General features: G+C 68.5%; 12 protein-coding genes. 7 read left to right on the top strand and 5 right to left on the bottom strand.

Going from position 1 to position 15,841, the window contains the following annotated elements:
• Window positions 1-9: 9 nt before the first annotated feature.
• Together ACZ5LB_RS07540 and ACZ5LB_RS07535 are read right to left on the bottom strand one after the other, a co-directional pair.
• Window positions 10-972 carry an electron transfer flavoprotein subunit alpha/FixB family protein gene (locus ACZ5LB_RS07540; protein WP_464605566.1) on the bottom strand — a complete coding sequence of 321 codons (963 nt, stop codon included), beginning with the start codon at window positions 970-972 and terminating at the stop codon, window positions 10-12.
• 21 nt (window positions 973-993) lie between these two features.
• Entirely contained in the window at window positions 994-1,743 is a 750-nt protein-coding gene (locus ACZ5LB_RS07535) for an electron transfer flavoprotein subunit beta/FixA family protein (protein ID WP_464605565.1), read from the bottom strand.
• Window positions 1,744-1,832: 89 nt separating this feature from the next.
• Here ACZ5LB_RS07535 and ACZ5LB_RS07530 point away from each other — a divergent pair, with 89 nt between their 5' ends.
• The 3 genes from ACZ5LB_RS07530 to ACZ5LB_RS07520 are packed head-to-tail and all read left to right on the top strand — an operon-like array spanning window position 1,833 to window position 5,148.
• Window positions 1,833-2,921: a UDP-N-acetylglucosamine--N-acetylmuramyl-(pentapeptide) pyrophosphoryl-undecaprenol N-acetylglucosamine transferase gene (locus ACZ5LB_RS07530; RefSeq protein ID WP_464605564.1), complete on the top strand. Its 1,089-nt coding sequence runs from the start codon at window positions 1,833-1,835 to the stop codon at window positions 2,919-2,921.
• A 3-nt stretch (window positions 2,922-2,924) separates the two neighbouring features.
• Entirely contained in the window at window positions 2,925-4,223 is a 1,299-nt protein-coding gene (locus tag ACZ5LB_RS07525; RefSeq protein ID WP_464605563.1) for a S41 family peptidase, read from the top strand.
• Between the two features lie 7 nt (window positions 4,224-4,230).
• Entirely contained in the window at window positions 4,231-5,148 is a 918-nt protein-coding gene (locus ACZ5LB_RS07520) for a divergent polysaccharide deacetylase family protein (protein ID WP_464605562.1), read from the top strand.
• 149 nt (window positions 5,149-5,297) lie between these two features.
• Here the strand turns inward: ACZ5LB_RS07520 and glpX are convergent, their stop codons facing one another.
• Together glpX and cutA are read right to left on the bottom strand one after the other, a co-directional pair.
• Window positions 5,298-6,266, bottom strand: a complete 969-nt coding sequence (gene glpX, locus ACZ5LB_RS07515) for a class II fructose-bisphosphatase (protein WP_464605561.1) — start codon at window positions 6,264-6,266, stop codon at window positions 5,298-5,300.
• Window positions 6,267-6,290: 24 nt separating this feature from the next.
• On the bottom strand, window positions 6,291-6,617 hold the full coding sequence (gene cutA / locus ACZ5LB_RS07510; protein ID WP_306602286.1) for a divalent-cation tolerance protein CutA: 327 nt from the start codon (window positions 6,615-6,617) through the stop codon (window positions 6,291-6,293).
• A gap of 278 nt (window positions 6,618-6,895) precedes the next feature.
• On the opposite strand from cutA, the gene ACZ5LB_RS07505 reads away from it, so the two are divergent.
• The 4 genes from ACZ5LB_RS07505 to ACZ5LB_RS07490 all read left to right on the top strand — a co-directional run bounded on the left by ACZ5LB_RS07505 (window position 6,896) and on the right by ACZ5LB_RS07490 (window position 11,720).
• Window positions 6,896-8,143, top strand: a complete 1,248-nt coding sequence (locus ACZ5LB_RS07505) for an FG-GAP repeat domain-containing protein (RefSeq protein ID WP_464605560.1) — start codon at window positions 6,896-6,898, stop codon at window positions 8,141-8,143.
• Window positions 8,144-8,213: 70 nt separating this feature from the next.
• Window positions 8,214-9,353, top strand: a complete 1,140-nt coding sequence (locus ACZ5LB_RS07500) for an Ldh family oxidoreductase (RefSeq protein ID WP_464605559.1) — start codon at window positions 8,214-8,216, stop codon at window positions 9,351-9,353.
• Between the two features lie 25 nt (window positions 9,354-9,378).
• Window positions 9,379-9,900: a GNAT family N-acetyltransferase gene (locus tag ACZ5LB_RS07495; protein ID WP_464605558.1), complete on the top strand. Its 522-nt coding sequence runs from the start codon at window positions 9,379-9,381 to the stop codon at window positions 9,898-9,900.
• Window positions 9,901-10,373: 473 nt separating this feature from the next.
• A complete protein-coding gene (locus tag ACZ5LB_RS07490) occupies window positions 10,374-11,720 on the top strand; it encodes an IS5 family transposase (RefSeq protein WP_464604112.1) in 1,347 nt (448 codons plus the stop codon).
• Window positions 11,721-12,188: 468 nt separating this feature from the next.
• On the opposite strand, the gene ACZ5LB_RS07485 is transcribed toward ACZ5LB_RS07490, so the two are convergent.
• Entirely contained in the window at window positions 12,189-15,587 is a 3,399-nt protein-coding gene (locus tag ACZ5LB_RS07485) for an adenosylcobalamin-dependent ribonucleoside-diphosphate reductase (RefSeq protein WP_464605557.1), read from the bottom strand.
• Window positions 15,588-15,841: the final 254 nt, after the last annotated feature.

The following is a 15,841-nucleotide window of genomic DNA, read 5'->3' as shown; positions in this document are numbered from 1 at the left end:
GCCTCCAAGCTACCTGGCCAGGGCCTTCGCGGCCTTGGTGAGCTCGGGCACCACCTCGAACAGGTCGCCCACGATGCCGTAGGTGGCCAGCTTGAAGATGGGGGCTTCGGGGTCCTTGTTGATCGCGACGATGACCTTGGAGCCCGACATGCCGGCCACGTGCTGGATGGCGCCGCTGATGCCGCAGGCGATGTAGAGGGTCGGGCTCACGACCTTGCCGGTCTGGCCGATCTGCATGCTGTGGGGCAGGCCCCAGCCCGCGTCCACCGCGGCGCGGCTCGCGCCCACCACGCCGCCCAGGGCTTCGGCCAGCTCCTCCAGGAGCTTGAAGTTGGCGCCGTCCTTCATGCCGCGGCCGCCGGCCACGATCACGTCGGCTTCGGAGATGTCCACGTGGCCCGCGCCCTTGGTGAGGATCTCCTTCACCACGGCCAGGAAGCCGCCGGCGGGGGCGGGCAGGGTCTCCACGGCCCCGGCCTTGGCGCAGGGGACGACGGCGAACACGTTGGGGCGGGTGGTGGCCACCTGCACGGACGTCTCGAAGCGGGTGGTGGCGAAGGCCTTGCCGGCGTAGACGGGACGGGTCGCCAGGAGGCGGCCCCCTTCCATGGCCAGGCCGGTGACGTCCGAAGCGTAGCCCGCGCCCAGGCGCGCCGCGACGCGGGGCGCCACGTCGCGGCCGCAGGAGGTGGCCGCGGCCAGGAGCACGGTGGCGCCCTTGGCCTTGACGGCGTCGACGATGGCCGTCGCGTACCCGTCGCTGGAATAGGCGGCCAGGCTCGGCGCCTCGACCTTGACGATCACGTCCGCGCCGTACTGGGCGGCATCCTCGGCGCCCGCGCTTTCGGCGCCCACGAACAGGGCCCCCAGGCCCAGGCCCGCGCCGTCGGCGAGCTTGCGGGCTTCGCAGAGGGCCTCGAGGGAAGGCTTGCGGATCTTCCCATCCTTCGTCTCACAGAAAACCAGAATCATTTCGACCTCGGAATGGGTGGGTTACAGGACCTTGGCTTCGTCGCGCAGCAGGCCCAGGAGGGCCGCGGCCTGGGAGGCGGCATCCCCGTCCAGCTTCCGGCCTTCGGGGCGGGAGGGGGGCAGGGCGAGGGCGACGGTGGTGACCGCGGGGTCCACGGGGGCGCCGTCGATCTCCTCGATGGTCTTCTTCTTGGCGGCCATGATGCCCTTGAGGTTGGCGTAGCGGGGCTCGTTGAGGCCGCGCTGGGCGGTGATCACCGCGGGCAGGGAGCCCTCGAGCACCTCGCTGTCGGCGTCCCCTTCGCGCTCGGCCTTGAAGCGGCCCTCGGCCACTTCGAGCTTCGTCACGACGTTGGCCTGGGCCACGCCCAGGAGCTCGGCCAGCATGGGGCCCACCGAGGCGTTGTCGCCACCGAAGCCCTTGTTGCCCAGGAGGATCAGGTCGAAGCCCTTGCCGTCGGCGAACGCGGCCAGGGTGCGGGCCACGGCCAGGGGGTCCCCGGTCTGCGCGGACTTGACCAGCACGGCCTGGTCGGCGCCCAGGGCCAGCGCGTTGCGCAGGACGTCCTTGGCCTTGTCCCCGCCCACGGAGACCGCGGTCACCTCGGCGGCGGCGGATTCCTTGAGGCGCAGGGCCTCCTCCAGGGCGTACTCGTCGTAGGGGCTGGTGATCCACTTGACGTCGGCCCCGTCCAGGGACGTGCCGTCCGCGGCCACCTTGATCTTGGTCTCGGTGTCGGGCACCTGCTTCAGGGCCACAAGAATCTTCATTCGATCTCCCGAAAAAAAGGGAGCCGCCCTTTCGGTACGGCTTGGTCCTAAATACTACCAGGGAATCACCAAATGGTATCCTCGTGCCCATGAACGGACGCATGTATGCCGAGAGCCTCGTGTTCACGGGGGGCGGAACGGGGGGCCACTTCTTCCCCGCCGTGGCCCTGGCCGAAGGGGCCCGGACCCGGTGGGACCGGCCCATCGCCTTCGTGGGGGCCACCCGCGGAATCGAGGCCCGGCTCCTGCCCCCGGGGCCATGGCCGCATCAGCTGCTGGACGTGGAAGGCTTCGTGGGGCGCTCCCCGGCGAGGACGCTGCGCGCGGCCTGGAAGCTCTTCCGCGCCTGGCGGACCCTCGTGGACCAATGGAAGGCGAACCGCCCCTGGGCGGTGGTGGGCACCGGCGGATACGGGGCCGGTCCGGCCCTCCTGGCCGCGCGGAGCCTGGGCATCCCGTTCTTTCTCCACGAGTCCAACGCCTATCCCGGGCTCCTGGTGAAGACCTTGGCGAAACGCGCCGACGGCGTCTGGTGCGGCATGGAGGAGGCCCGGGCCGGCCTTCCCGGAGCCCGGTGCGTGCTGGCGGGAACGCCGGTGCGGGAGGCCTTCCTGCGGGACTTCCAGCCCCTGTCCTCCCAGCGGCCCCCCTACCGGCTCCTGGTGCTGGGCGGCAGCGGCGGGGCAAGGGCCCTCAACGAGGCGGTGTTCCAGGCGGCCCCCGGGCTTCTGGAACGCTTTCCCCAGTGGGACATCCTTCACCAGACCGGCCCCGGGCCCTTCGCGGACCTGGCTGGCCTGGACCGCCATCCCCGGCACAAGCTGGCGCCCTTCCTGGAATTCATGGACCGGCAGATGGAGGCCGCCAGTCTGGTGGTGACCCGGGCCGGGGCCAGCACCTGCGCGGAACTGAAGGCTGCCGGACGGCCGGCGATCATCGTCCCCATGCCCGGCAGCGCCGGCGACCACCAGGTGGGAAATGCCCGGGCCATGGAGGCCGAGGGCCGGGCCCGGGTCGTGCTCCAGGGGTCCGGCATGCACCTGCCGCTGGCCGAAGAGGCCGCCCGGCTCATGGCCGACCCCGCCTTGCTCGCCAGCCTGGCGCGGAGCGAGCCCAACCGGGCGGTAAACATCTGTCTGGATGATCTCGCGTCCAGGATGCAAAGGAGCCTACACTAGGGCATGCACCAGCGCACCTGGCTCTCCCTCCTGACGCTCCCCATGGTGGCGATGTTCACCTACCCCGTTGTGTTCCACCCGGTGCAGGAAGCGCCGCGCAAGGAACTCAAGTCCGCGAGCCAGGATCCCCTGGCCGGACTGTCCGACATCCAGGACGTCCTGTCGCTCATCAAGGACAACTACGTCGATCCCCCCGACATGGAAAAGGTCATCACGGGAGGCATCCAGGGCGCCCTGGAAAGGGCCCACCCCCTGAACTCCTACCTCACCCCCGAGGACCTTCGCCTGCCCGACCCCGGGGTCGGGTCCATCGGGATCCAGGTGCTCAAGCGCCAGATCTACGCCCAGGTCATGGGCGTTACCGCCGGAAGCCCCGCCGCCAAGGCGGGGTTCCAGCCCGGCGATGTGATCCGCAAGGTGGACGGCGATTCCATCGGCCCCATGAGCAGCTGGACCCTGGAACGCAGGCTGCGGGGGGTCCCGGGTTCCGAGATCTCCCTGCTGCGCTACGCGGCGGCCAACGGCGAGCTGAAGAAGATCTCCCTCAAGCGCGAACGGGTCGCGGCGCCTCCCGCGTTCGTGCGCAAGGAGGCCAAGGCCACCCTCATCGGCATGGAGGACCTGACTCCCGGCCGGGCGGTTGAACTCCAGGCCCTCCTCAAGGACCTGGACCACAAGCTGCCCCTGATCCTGGACCTGCGCCGCTGCAACGGCGGCACCCTCAACGAGGCCGCCCTGGTGGCGGGGCTCCTGGTGGGCGCCGGTCCCCTGGCCACGGTTCAGGAGACGGGCAAGGCGCCTGTTCCCGTGGCCGTCATTCCCGCCGGCCTGCCGCCCTTCGCCAAGGTGGCCGTGCTCCAGGGTCCCTGGACCTCCGGCGCCGCCGAGGCGCTGTCCTCGGCCCTCAAGAAGCAGTCGGTGCCCGTGTTCGGCGAGCGCACCATGGGCATGGGCGTGGAGCGGACCCGGTTCCCCCTGCGCCAGGGCGGCGCGGCGGAAGTGGTGAACCGGCGCTGGCTGGGCGCCGGCGGTGAGTTCCTGGGCGTGGGCGGCGAGAAGCCCGCGGCCATGAAGGCCAAGGCCGACCCGGCCCGCCCCGGGGAGCCCGTGCAGGCCGGCGTTCTTCCCGACCATGTCTTCAAGAACCTGAAGCCCGAGGAGGACCCCATCCCGCGGATCCTGGAGATCCTCGAGCAGAAGGCCAAGGCCGCCAAGCTGAACATCCCGCGCCAGGAACGGCGCACCCCGGTGCTGGTCTCCGGCCTGCGCCGCATGGTCCCCGCGGACCGGGAAACGGCTTGAATCCGTGGTGAGCCGACGGGGAGGCCGCGCCTCCACGCCCCGACTGGCCGCCCTGGCCGTGCTGATGTTCGCGCTGGGCCTGGGCGTCGGCGCCCTGTTCACGGCCCAGTCCTGCTCGAAGAAGGGCCGCCTTCCCGGGGACGAGGAGAAGACCCCGCCCAGGACCGCTCCCAAGCCCAAGTCCCAGAAGCCTGACAAGCCCGAGAAGCCCGCGCCGGCCGAGCCGGCTCCCCGCGAAGCGGAGCCCAGGCCAGCCCTGCCCCGGTTGGCCGTGGTGATCGACGACCTGGGCTACGCTCCCACCGAACTGGTCACCCGCCTCTGCGCCCAGCCCGTGCCGCTGTCGGTGGCGGTCCTGCCCTACCAGGAGCACACCCGCGCCAGCGCCGACATCGCCCACCAGCGCGGCAAGGAGGTGATGCTGCACCTGCCCATGGAGCCGGTGGGCTACCCCGCCCCCGGCAAGGACCCCGGCCCCGAGGCCGTGATGTTCGACCTGAAGGAGGCCGACATGCGGGCCCGGGTGCGCAAGGCCCTGGCCGACGTCCCCTGGCGCAAGGGCGTGAACAACCACATGGGCTCGCGCATCACCCCCGACCGCACCCGCATGCGGTGGATCCTGGAGGAGATCCGGGCGAAGAAGTGCTTCTTCGTGGACAGCCGCACCGAAAAGGAATCCGTGGCCTTCGACGTGGCGAAGGACCTGTCGGTGCCCGCCGTCCAGCGCAAGGTCTTCCTGGACGACGACAAGAGCTTTGCAGAGATGAAAAAGCAATGGGAACGCGCCCTGGGGATCGCCCAGAAGGACGGCCAGGCCCTCATCATTGGCCACATCTACCCGGAGACGGTGGAGGCGCTGGAGAAGCTCATTCCGGCGGCGAAGGGCAAGGTGCAGTTCGTGCGCGCGGGAGAGCTGGCGCGGTAGCCGGCAGCATCCCTCCCGCATGGGCAGAACAAGGCCCTGACCTATCCGCGGTGCTTTCCGTTCCCATGGGTCGCGTCAGCGACCCATGGGAACGAACGGGGCGGAATGGAGGGACCGCTGCCTATCAAGACCCGATGGACCCAGTAGAACTAGAACCGGACCGTGATGTCCTCGCCCTCGTTCACGTGGACGGTGTCGATGAAGCGCACGCGCCGGGGGTGGCGGTTCAGGACGAGGCTCGCGGTGCGCACGCCGTCGCCGAAGGTGTGGACGCCGTCCAGGAGGTTGCCCCGGGTGACGCCGCAGGCGGCGAAGACGATGTGCTCGCCGGGGGCCAGGTCGTCGGTGAAGTAGATGCGGTTGAAGTCCACGCCCATGGCCTCGGCCTTCTCCCGGCTGGCGGTGTTGGTGTCCACCACGAGGCGGCCCTGGATCTCGCCGCCGAGGCACTTGAGGGCGGCGGCGGAGATGACGCCCTCGGGGGCGCCGCCGATGCCCATGACCGCGTGGATGCCCGTGCCGGAGACCGCGGCGGAGATGGCGGCGGAGAGGTCGCCGTCGCCGATGAGCTGGATGCGCGCGCCCGCGGTGCGGATGGCCTCGATGAGGTGCTCGTGCCGGGGCCGGTCCAGCACCACCACGGTGAGCTCGCTCACCTTCCGGTGCAGGGCCAGGGCGATGGCCTTGAGGTTCTCGGCGGGGGTCGCGTCCAGGCTGACCTTGCCCTTGGCGGCGGGGCCCACGCAGAGCTTCTGCATGTAGAGGTCGGGGGCGTGGAGGAGGCCGCCCTTCTCGGAGGCCGCCAGCACCGTGATGGCGTTGGGAGCGCCGGTGGCGCAGAGATTGGTGCCTTCCAGGGGGTCCACGGCGATGTCGATGGCGGGGTGGCCCATGCCCAGGCCCAGCTTCTCGCCAACGTACAGCATCGGCGCCTCGTCCCGTTCGCCTTCGCCGATGACGATGGTGCCGTCGATGGGCAGGTGCTCCATGCTGCGGCGCATGGACTCCACCGCCAGCCAGTCGCTGTGCTTGCGGTTGCCGTTGCCGATGCTCACGGCGCATGCGATCGCGGCCTGTTCCACGACGCTGAGAAACTCTCCGCTGAGGGACATTTCCATGATGGGCTCCAGATTTTGGGGTGATCAGCCTTCGCGGGAGACCGATTCCTCGATCCACTCGAGGAAACTGTCCGAACATGCTTCCACCGGGACCATCAGGATCTCCGGGATCTCGTACGTGTGGAGTTCGGTGATGACCTGGGCCACCGCGTCGTACCGGTCGCGGCTGGTCTTGATCATCAGCATCACCTCCTCGTCGAGGTGGGTCCCGCCCTTGTAGTAGTAGTAGCTCTTGATGGAAGGCAGGATATTGACGCAGGCGGCATACCCCTGGTCCACGACCGCGGCTGCAATGGTGAGGGCTGTCTCTTCGCTGCCACAGGTGGTGAAGATCGTCACGGCATTGATCATGGGCAATCAAAACTCCGGGCCGGTTCGTGGCCTGAATGTCGAGTTTGCCACGGCTTTGGATGCCATCCCAAGGGAAGTCTCATGGAAATGATTATTTCCTATCGGTTGGCCTTGGACGGTTCCGGCCCCGGAGCGCTAAAACCTCGCAATGCAAGGCATCGGTATCCGAAAAAAAGTGGTTCCCGCGCGTCAACGGTTCCAGGATGGGGGACGTCTATCCTTCTGCGGCCAATCGCCGAGCCGTGGTTTTTTCAAACACCCGAACCGGAGGATCCACCATGGGCAGCCGTCCGATGAACCGAATCCTGTGGGGCGCCCCCCTCCTGGCGGGGCTCGCGTTCGTCCAGGTCTCCTGCTCGGGGGACGACCACTACTACCGGGTGGGCCCGCCGTCCTACCCCGCCACCTGGGTCGCGGTGGCGGACCTGGACGGGGACGGCAGGGTGGACATCGTGGACGCCGTCCACTACGAGGGGGGCGGAGCCACGGCCTCGGGATGGGTCTCGGCCCGGCTCCAGGACCCCGCCAGCCCCGGCACCTACCGGGATCCGGTGCAGACCGCCGCGGGCGACAACCCGGGGTTCCTGGTGGCGGCCCGGCTCTCGCCCACGGGCAACCCCGGCGTGGTGGTGGTGAACACCCAGCTGGCCCTGGACACCGGCGCGTCCAACCACGTCTCCGTCCTGTTCCCGGACGCCGCGGTTCCCGGCGGATTCCGGCCCCCGGTGACCCTGCCGGTGGGCGCGCGCAACCCCCGGGCCGTGGCCGTGGGCAACCTGGACGGGGATGCGCTTCCCGACGTGGTCGTGGCCGCTGACGGCGCCAGCACGCTGCTCCTGTTCGCCCAGCAGGCCCCGGGCGGGACCTTCGCCGCCCCGGTGGCCCTGGCGGTGGGCGGCGAACCCACCTCGGCCGCCGTGGCCGACGTCAACGGGGACGGCCTCCAGGACATCGTGGCCACCACGAACGGCAACCTGGTGTCGGTGCTGATCCAGGACCCCGCCCACCCGGGATCCTTCCTGGCCCACGTGGACTACCCCGTGGGGCCCCACCCCGTGGCCGTGGCCATCGCGGACCTGGACGGCGACGGCCGCCCTGACCTAGCGGTGGCCAACAACGGCACCCGCCTCGCACCTACGACCCAGGGGCTCAGCATCCTTCTCCAGGACGTCCAGCCGGGGACGTTCCGGGCGGCGGTGGCCTACGACACGGGGGATTCCTACGCCACCTCGGTGGCCGTGGGCGACCTGGACGGCGACGGGCGCCCCGACGTGGCCGTGGCCAACGCGGGCCTGCCGGGCTACCCCGGCGGCGTGTCCGTCCTGGTGCAGGATCCGGGCGTTGCCGGCGCGTTCAAGCCGGCGGTGCGCTACGGCGGCGTCCAGGGGCCCGGTTCGGTGGCCATCGCGGACATCGACGGGGACGGCCTGCCGGACCTGGTGATCGGGGACGGCGCCCTCTTCGTGCGGTCCCAGCTCACCGGCCGGCCCGGGGTGTTCGGGCCGCCCGCCCAGTACCGGCAGTAGATCCTTTGGGGCTTGTGCCACCGGGACGATCCGTCCACCATGGCTCCATCCCCTGCTGAAAGGATCTGCCATGAAGTGGGTCGAAGCGTATCCGAACCCCTACCACGACTGCGTCTGGCTTGATTTCGACTACCTCGGGGGGTTCATGCGGGACGCCCTCGCCGCCGCGGGCGTCCCGGGCCCGGACGCGGCCGTCATCGCCGACGTCCTCATCGAATCCGACCGGCGCGGCATCGACTCCCATGGCATCGGGCGCCTCAAGCCCATCTACATCGACCGCATCCGGGACGGCATCCTGGACCCCGTGACCCGCGTCAAGGTCATCCGCGACCGCAAGACCGTCACGGTCCTGGACGGCCAGAATGGCATGGGCCACGTGGTGGCCCGGCAGGCCATGGAGACGACCCTCGCCAAGGCCCGGGCCCACGGCATGGCCATGACCGCGGTGCGGAACTCCACACACTACGGCATCGCCGGCTACTACGCCACCATGGCCACCCGGGAGGGGATGATCGGCATCACCGGCACCAACGCCCGCCCCTCCATCGCCCCCACCTTCGGGGTGGAGAACATGCTGGGCACCAATCCGCTCACCATCGGCTTCCCCACCGACGAGGACTTCCCCTTCATCCTGGACTGCGCCACCTCCGTCACCCAGCGGGGCAAGATCGAGAGCTACGCCCGCATGGGCAAGGAGCTGGTCCCCGGCTGGGTGATCGACGAGGAGGGCCGCACCCGCACCGACACCGCCCAGGTGCTGGTGGACCTGACCCTGGGCAAGGCCGCCCTGACGCCCCTGGGGGGCATCGGCGAGGAGCTGGCCGGGTTCAAGGGCTACGGGTACGCCACCGTCGTGGAGGTGCTCAGCGCGGCCCTGCAGGACGGCGCCTACCTGAAGATGCTCAACGGCGTGGACGAGGACGGGAAGAAGATCCCCATCCCCATCGGGCACTTCTTCATGGCCGTGGACATCGAGGAGTTCATCGAGCTTGCGCGGTTCAAGGAGATCGCCGGCAACATCATGCGCGAGTTGCGGGCGAGCCGGAAGGCGCCGGGCGAGGACCACATCTTCACCGCGGGCGAGAAGGAGCACCTCGCCTGGCAGATCCGGAAGGAGAAGGGCTGCCCGGTGGGCGCCGCCCTGCGCAAGGACATGGAGACGCTGCGGAAATGGTATGATCTGCCCTACCATTTCCCCTGGGACGCCTGAGTCTCAGGATCGAAGGAGGGCGGCCATGACCTTCACCGTCAGGAAAGCGGAACTCCACGAAGGCCACGCCCTGGGACAGTTCGCGGAAGCCTGCTTCCGGGAGTCGTTCGGCTACCTCTTCCCCGAGGAGGCCCTGGACCTCCTGTGCTCCAAGGCCTTCACCACCCCCGTGATGGAGGGCCTCATCCGCAACGGCACCTGGATCGCCGAGGGCGGGGAGGGCTGGCGGGGCTACCTCTCGCTCTCCCCCGATCCCTGTCCCGCGGAGGGCCTGGCCCAGCCCCACCTGGAACTCTCCCGCCTCTACGTGCCCGCCCCCTGGATGGGCCAGGGCGTCTCCGACGCCCTCATGACCGCCTTCCTGGAACACGCCCGGGCCCGGGAGGTCCGGGGCGTGTGGCTGGAGGCCTTCGAGGGCAACCCGAGGGCGCTGCGGTTCTACAAGCGCTGGGGCTTCAAGGACCTGGCCGGCAGCGTGAAGATCCGGGAGGGCCTGCACCTGCCGCACCGCATCCTAGCCAGCGACCTGAGCGGGGTCATCCAGTAACTGGTGTTGATCGATCAAATCACCGAAACCATTTGGTTCCATTTGGTCGTACCGGTATCCGCGAGTAGAAAACACGTACGCTGAGTGCGCCGAGGCGCAGAGTCACGCCGAGCCTGCTTCGCGGTCAACCGTGCCGACCCATGCCGCCCAGGCCCTGCCCGCTGGCGCGGGCCGCGCCGCGAGCGGCGCGCGGCAGGGGGCGCTGGCCCTTGCGCATGCGAGCCTGTGACGGGCCAGCGCCCCCCGCCTTGGACGGGCCTGGGCTCAGCCGATCGCCCTGGCGAAAGTTTCAGTAACCTTCTCCGGTAGCGTCCTATCTTTGCTCCATGCCAACAATCGGCTTCGGTCTTCGGCGGCCAATGAGTCGGCCCTGAAAAACCCTCAAGTTGAAATTCTTCAAATCTTTAAGGGAACTTTTCAAGTATCTGGTACACCAGAAAGGTAGGGACAAACCCCCTTATTGCGGTGTACCGATGAAGCCGAAAGCCAAGCCCAGGACTCACGAGCAGCCCCTGATCGCCACCATGCGCCTCGACTTGGCCCTGGACATGGACCATGAACTGGTTCGCCTGGCGGCCACGATCCCCTGGGACCACCTGGCGGAGGAATTCGGCCCCCTGTACTGCGCCGACAACGGAAGGCCGGCAGTACCGATCCGGCTCATGGCGGGCCTCCATTACCTCAAGCACCTCAAGGGCATCTCCGATGAGCAGACGGTACGCGGGTGGGTCGAGAACCCCTACTGGCAGTTCCTTTGCGGGGAGGAGTTCTTCCAGCATGCCCTGCCCATTGATCCAAGCCAGATGTCCCGCTGGCGCCAGCGCATTGGCGAGGAGGGCGTTGAGAAGCTGCTCCAGGCAACGATCACGGCAGGGATGAAGGCTGGCGTCATCACCGAGAGCAGCCTGGAGAAGGTCATCGTCGACACGACGGTGCAGCCCAAGGCCGTGGAGCATCCGACCGATGCCCGGCTCTATCGGAAGGTCCACGCCGCCATGCTCCGCATTGCCGAAAAGGAAGGCATCACCCTTCGCCAGAGCTACCGAAAACTGATGGCCAGGGCCTATCAGAAGCATGGTGGCCATGCCAAGGCCAAGCAGTACGGCCGGGCCAAGAAGATCCTGCGAACCCTGAAGACCATGACAGGCCGAGTGATGCGGGATGTCGAACGGAAGATGAGTGATGAGGCCTTCGAGGCCCACAAAGGTATCTTCATCCTGGCGGAGCAGATCCTCACCCAGAAGCGCTTCACCAAGGGCAAGGTCTACAGCCTCCATGCCCCCGAGGTGGAGTGCATCGCCAAGGGCAAGGCCCACAAGCCGTACGAGTTCGGGGTCAAGGTGAGCTTGGCCGTGACCCACAAGGAGGGTTTCGTCGTGGGCATCCAGGCCTTCCCGGACAACCCCTACGACGGCCACACCCTGGAGGGCCAACTCGACCAGGTCGAAAGGCTCACCGGCAAGGTCCCCGAGACCACCTTCGTGGACCGAGGCTACAAGGCCCATGGGGTCCCCGTAGAACGGAGCCGGGTCCTCATCAGCGGCACCCGCAAGCTCGGCTACACCCTGAAACGACACCTCCGGCGGCGTTCGGCCGTGGAACCCGAGATCGGCCACATGAAGAACGACGGGCTGCTGGGACGAAACTTCCTCAAGGGCATGAAGGGCGACGCGATGAACGCCTTCCTGTGTGGAGCTGGACACAACCTGCGGAAAATCCTGGCCAAGGTCAGGCTTGGCCTGTACCGATGTGCCGCGGCCATCGTCCATCGGCCCTGGTGGGCCCCCTTTATGCCCTGCCTTCGCCTTCAGGCTGCGTGAGGCCTCCGGACCTGCCATGGGGCGCCGGAGCTCCTTCCGCCGCCTCCGGCGGCCGGAAGGGGTTTTTCACGGCCGACCAATGATACAGCTTCGGCTTTCAGCATCTCATATCACAATTCTTGAAATGTCGTATAGATATAATGATTACAATGGTTGCTTATCACCACGGAGAATGTGCGGGGAGATCGCATTGGGCCACACGGTAATAGCCCAGGCTCGTCCAAGGCAGTGGGCGCTGGTCCGCCACAGGCTCGCATGCGGAAGGGCCAGCGCCCGCTGCCGCGCGCCGCTCGCGGCGCGGCCCGCGCCAGCGGGCAGGGCCTGGGCGGCATGGGTCGGTACCCTTGGGCACGAAGCCTGCTCGGCGCAACTCCGCGCCTCGGCGAACTCAGCGTACGAGTCCTTTACTCGCCCATGCTGGCGCGACGGGATGAAATCTGAAGGTATCGTTGTTTTGATCGACGTACCCTAGCTGCAGCCCGTGGTGGCGCCGCAGGTCTGGCACTTGAGACAGGCGCCGTTGCGGACCAGGGTCAGGTGGCCGCACTCGGGGCAGGGGTCTCCCGTGTAGCCCTTCTGCCGCGCGGACATGAAGGCGGAGGGCGTGGCGGCGGGCTTGGCGGCGCCGGGGGCCGGGTGGCCGTGGGCGGCCAGGGCGGGGGCGGGCTGGGGCGCGGGGGCGGTCTCGGCTTCGGGGAACAGGGGCGTCATGCCGCCGATGGCCACCGAGGACAGGCCCTGGCTCTCGGGCTTGTTGGTGCCGTTGCCGCCGGTCATCTGCATGAGCTGCTCGGGCTCCACCTGGGCCAGTTCGTAGCGGCCCAGGTAGCTGATGGCCAGCTCCCGGAACACGAAGTCGATGAGGCTGGTGGAGAACTTCACCGTGTCGCTGCCCTGGACCATGCCGTTGGGCTCGAAGCGGGTGAAGAGGAAGGCCTCGCAGAACTCCTCCAGGGGCACGCCGTGCTGGAGACCCATGCTAACGGCGATGGCGAAGCAGTTGAGCACGGCCCGGAAGCCGGCGCCCTCGCGGTGGATGTCCAGGAAGATCTCGCCCAGCGTCCCGTCCTCGTATTCGCCGGTGCGCAGGTAGAGCTTGGTGCCTCCGATGGTGGCGGCCTGGGTGTAGCCGCCGCGCCGGTTGGGGAGCTTCTTGCGGTAGGTGCGCACCACCTGGTTGGCCAGGGCCTGGCTGAGGGCGTGGACCTTCTCTGGCTTGGGGGCCTCGTCGTCCACGAGGGTGTCGATCCCCTCCAGGAGGTCCAGGTTGGTGGCGATGGCCTGGCTCATCTTGGAGCCGTCGCGGTAGAGGGCCACGGCCTTGAGCATGTGCTGCCAGGAGGCCTTGTAGATCGCGCCCACCTCCTCCATGGTGGCCTCGGCGGGGAGGTTGATGGTCTTGCTGATGGCGCCGCTCAGGAAGGGCTGCGCAGCCCCCATCATGCGGATGTGGCCCATGGGGGCGATGTAGCGCTGGCCCTTGCGGCCGCACCGGTTGGCGCAGTCGAAGATGGGCAGGTGCTCGTCCTTGAGGTGGGGCGCGCCTTCCACGGTCATGGTGCCGGCCAGGGCGTCCAGGAAGGTCTGGGCGTCCGCGTCGCCGAAGTCCTTCTTCAGGCGGTCCACGGGGATCACGTAGGCGGGGTCGAAGGCGGTGGGGAGCTTGTCCTCGATGGCGGCGAGCTCCTCGACGGTCCAGCCCTTGGCCAGCAGCCGGCTGCGGGTGACGCCCGGGGTCTCGTCGGTGATCTCCAGCCAGCCCACCACGTGCCGCTCGATGTCGCGGATCTGGGCGGGGTTGTAGCCCAGGCGCATGAGGGCCTCGGGGATGGCCCGGTTCACCAGCTTGAAGTAGCCTCCGCCGGCCAGCTTCTTGAACTTGACCAGGGCGAAGTCCGGCTCGACGCCGGTGGTGTCGCAATCCATGAGCAGGCCGATGGTGCCGGTGGGGGCCAGCACGGTCACCTGGGCGTTGCGGAAGCCGTGGGCCTCGCCCAGGGCCAGGGCGTGGTCCCAGCTGTCCCGGGAGGCCTCCAGGATGGACTTGGGCAGCAGGCTGCCCTTGAGGCCCTGGGGCGTGATGGAGAGCTGCTCGTATTCGGAGGCGGGGGCGTCGTAGGCGGCGCGGCGATGGTTGCGGATCACGCGGAGCATGGCCTCGCGGTTGTGCGCGTAGCCCGGGAAGGGGCCCAGCTGTCCGGCCATCTCGGCGCTGGCGGCGTAGGCGTCGCCGGTGAGGATGGCGGTCAGCGCCGCGCACCACTGGGTGCCGGCCTCGCTGTCGTAGGGGATGCCCAGGCGCATGAGCATGGCGCCCAGGTTGGCGTAGCCCAGGCCCAGGGTGCGGAAGTCGTGGGAGAGCTGGGCGATGCGTTCGGAGGGGAACTGCGCCATCAGGACCGATATCTCCAGCACGATGGTCCACAGGCGGATGGCGTGGCGGTACCCGGCCAGGTCGAAGCCGCCGTCGGGGGTGAGGAAGCTGCAGAGGTTCAGGGACGCGAGGTTGCAGGCGGTGTCGTCCAGGAACATGTATTCGGAGCAGGGGTTGCTGGCGTTGATGGGGCCGTCGGCGGGGCAGGTGTGCCAGTCGTTGATGGTGGTGTCGAACTGGATGCCGGGATCCGCGCAGGCCCAGGCGGCGTAGTTGATCTTGGTCCACAGGTCGCGGGCCTTGAGGGTCTTGTGGACCTTGCCGTCGGTGCGCCGCTCCAGGTACCAGTCGCCGTCCTTTTCCAGGGCGCGCATGAACTGGTCGGGGATCCGCACGGAGTTGTTGGAGTTCATGCCGCCCACGGTGGCGTAGGCGTCGCCGTCCCAGCCGGTGTCGTAGGTCTTGAGGTCGCGGCTGAAGTCCCCCTGGGCCAGGCGGCTCATGGACTGGGAGAGGAAGGCCGGGGCCACGCCCTCGCCCTTGGCCCGGGCCAGGGCCTTGCGGAGCTTGTCGTTGGTGCGGGGATCGGCGTCCCGGGTGGTGGAGCCCTCCACGGCCTCGCACAGGGCGTTCCAGGTGCGGCCCAGGACGATGCTGCCCGCGGCCATCATGGCCACCTTGCGCTCCTCGGTGACCTTCCAGTCGATGAAGGCCTCCACGTCGGGGTGGTCCAGGTCCAGGCAGACCATCTTGGCGGCGCGGCGGGTGGTGCCGCCGGACTTTATGGCCCCCGCGGCCCGGTCGCCCACGGCCAGGAAGGACATGAGACCCGAGGAGCACCCGCCCCCGGAGAGGTTCTCGGTGGCCCCGCGGACCTTGGAGAAGTTGGTGCCGGTGCCGCTGCCGTACTTGAAGATCCGGGCCTCGCGGGTCCACAGGTCCATGATGCCGCCGGGGTTCACCAGGTCGTCCTCGACGCTCTGGATGAAGCAGGCGTGGGGCTGGGGGCGCTCGTACGCGGACGTGGATTGGCACATGGCCCCGGTGGCCGGGTCCACGTAGCTGTGGCCCTGGGCCGGGCCGGAGATGCCGTAGGCGTAGTGCAGGCCGGTGTTGAACCACTGCGGGCTGTTGGGGGCGCACATCTGGTTGGCGAGCATGTAGACCAGCTCGTCGTAGAACGCCTGGGCGTCCTCGGGCGTGTCGAAGTAGCCGTGCTGCTGGCCCCAGTGGCGCCAGCAGCCCGCCAGCCGATGGAACACCTGCCGGGCGTCCTTCTCGCCGCCGTTGGCCGCGTCGATGCCCTTCCGGCGGAAGTATTTCTGGGCCAGGATGTCCACCGCCACCTGGGACCAGCTCTCGGGGACCATCACGTCCTTGGCCTCGAACACCACCGTGCCGTCCAGCTTGGTGATCCGGCTGGTGCGGCCCACGAAGGGGATTCCCGTGAGCGGATCCTGGCCGGATTTGGTGAAGGAGCGGGAAATGTGCATAGGATCCTCAGGGTTGGTCTCGGGCTTCGATGAAACGGCCTAATTCACGCGGCCAGTCCAGCTTCTTGCCAAGTTCGACATCAAGGGGTTGTGCTGGGTAGAAAGAATCACCCCAAGATCTTGGGGCGTCAAGGGGGAGCCGCCCCTTAATTTTCGCCTTTTGAAAAGCGCCATAAAAATCAAAGCATTTATCCATCCGGCATCTCCCGCCGCCCCGGGCTATGCCCGGGAACCGCGTCCGGCTAAGATGAAAA

The sequence above is a fragment of the Mesoterricola sp. MK458 genome, from assembly GCF_055384935.1.
The sequence above is the reverse complement of the archived record's forward strand: the minus strand, read 5'-3'. Positions and strand labels throughout refer to the sequence as shown.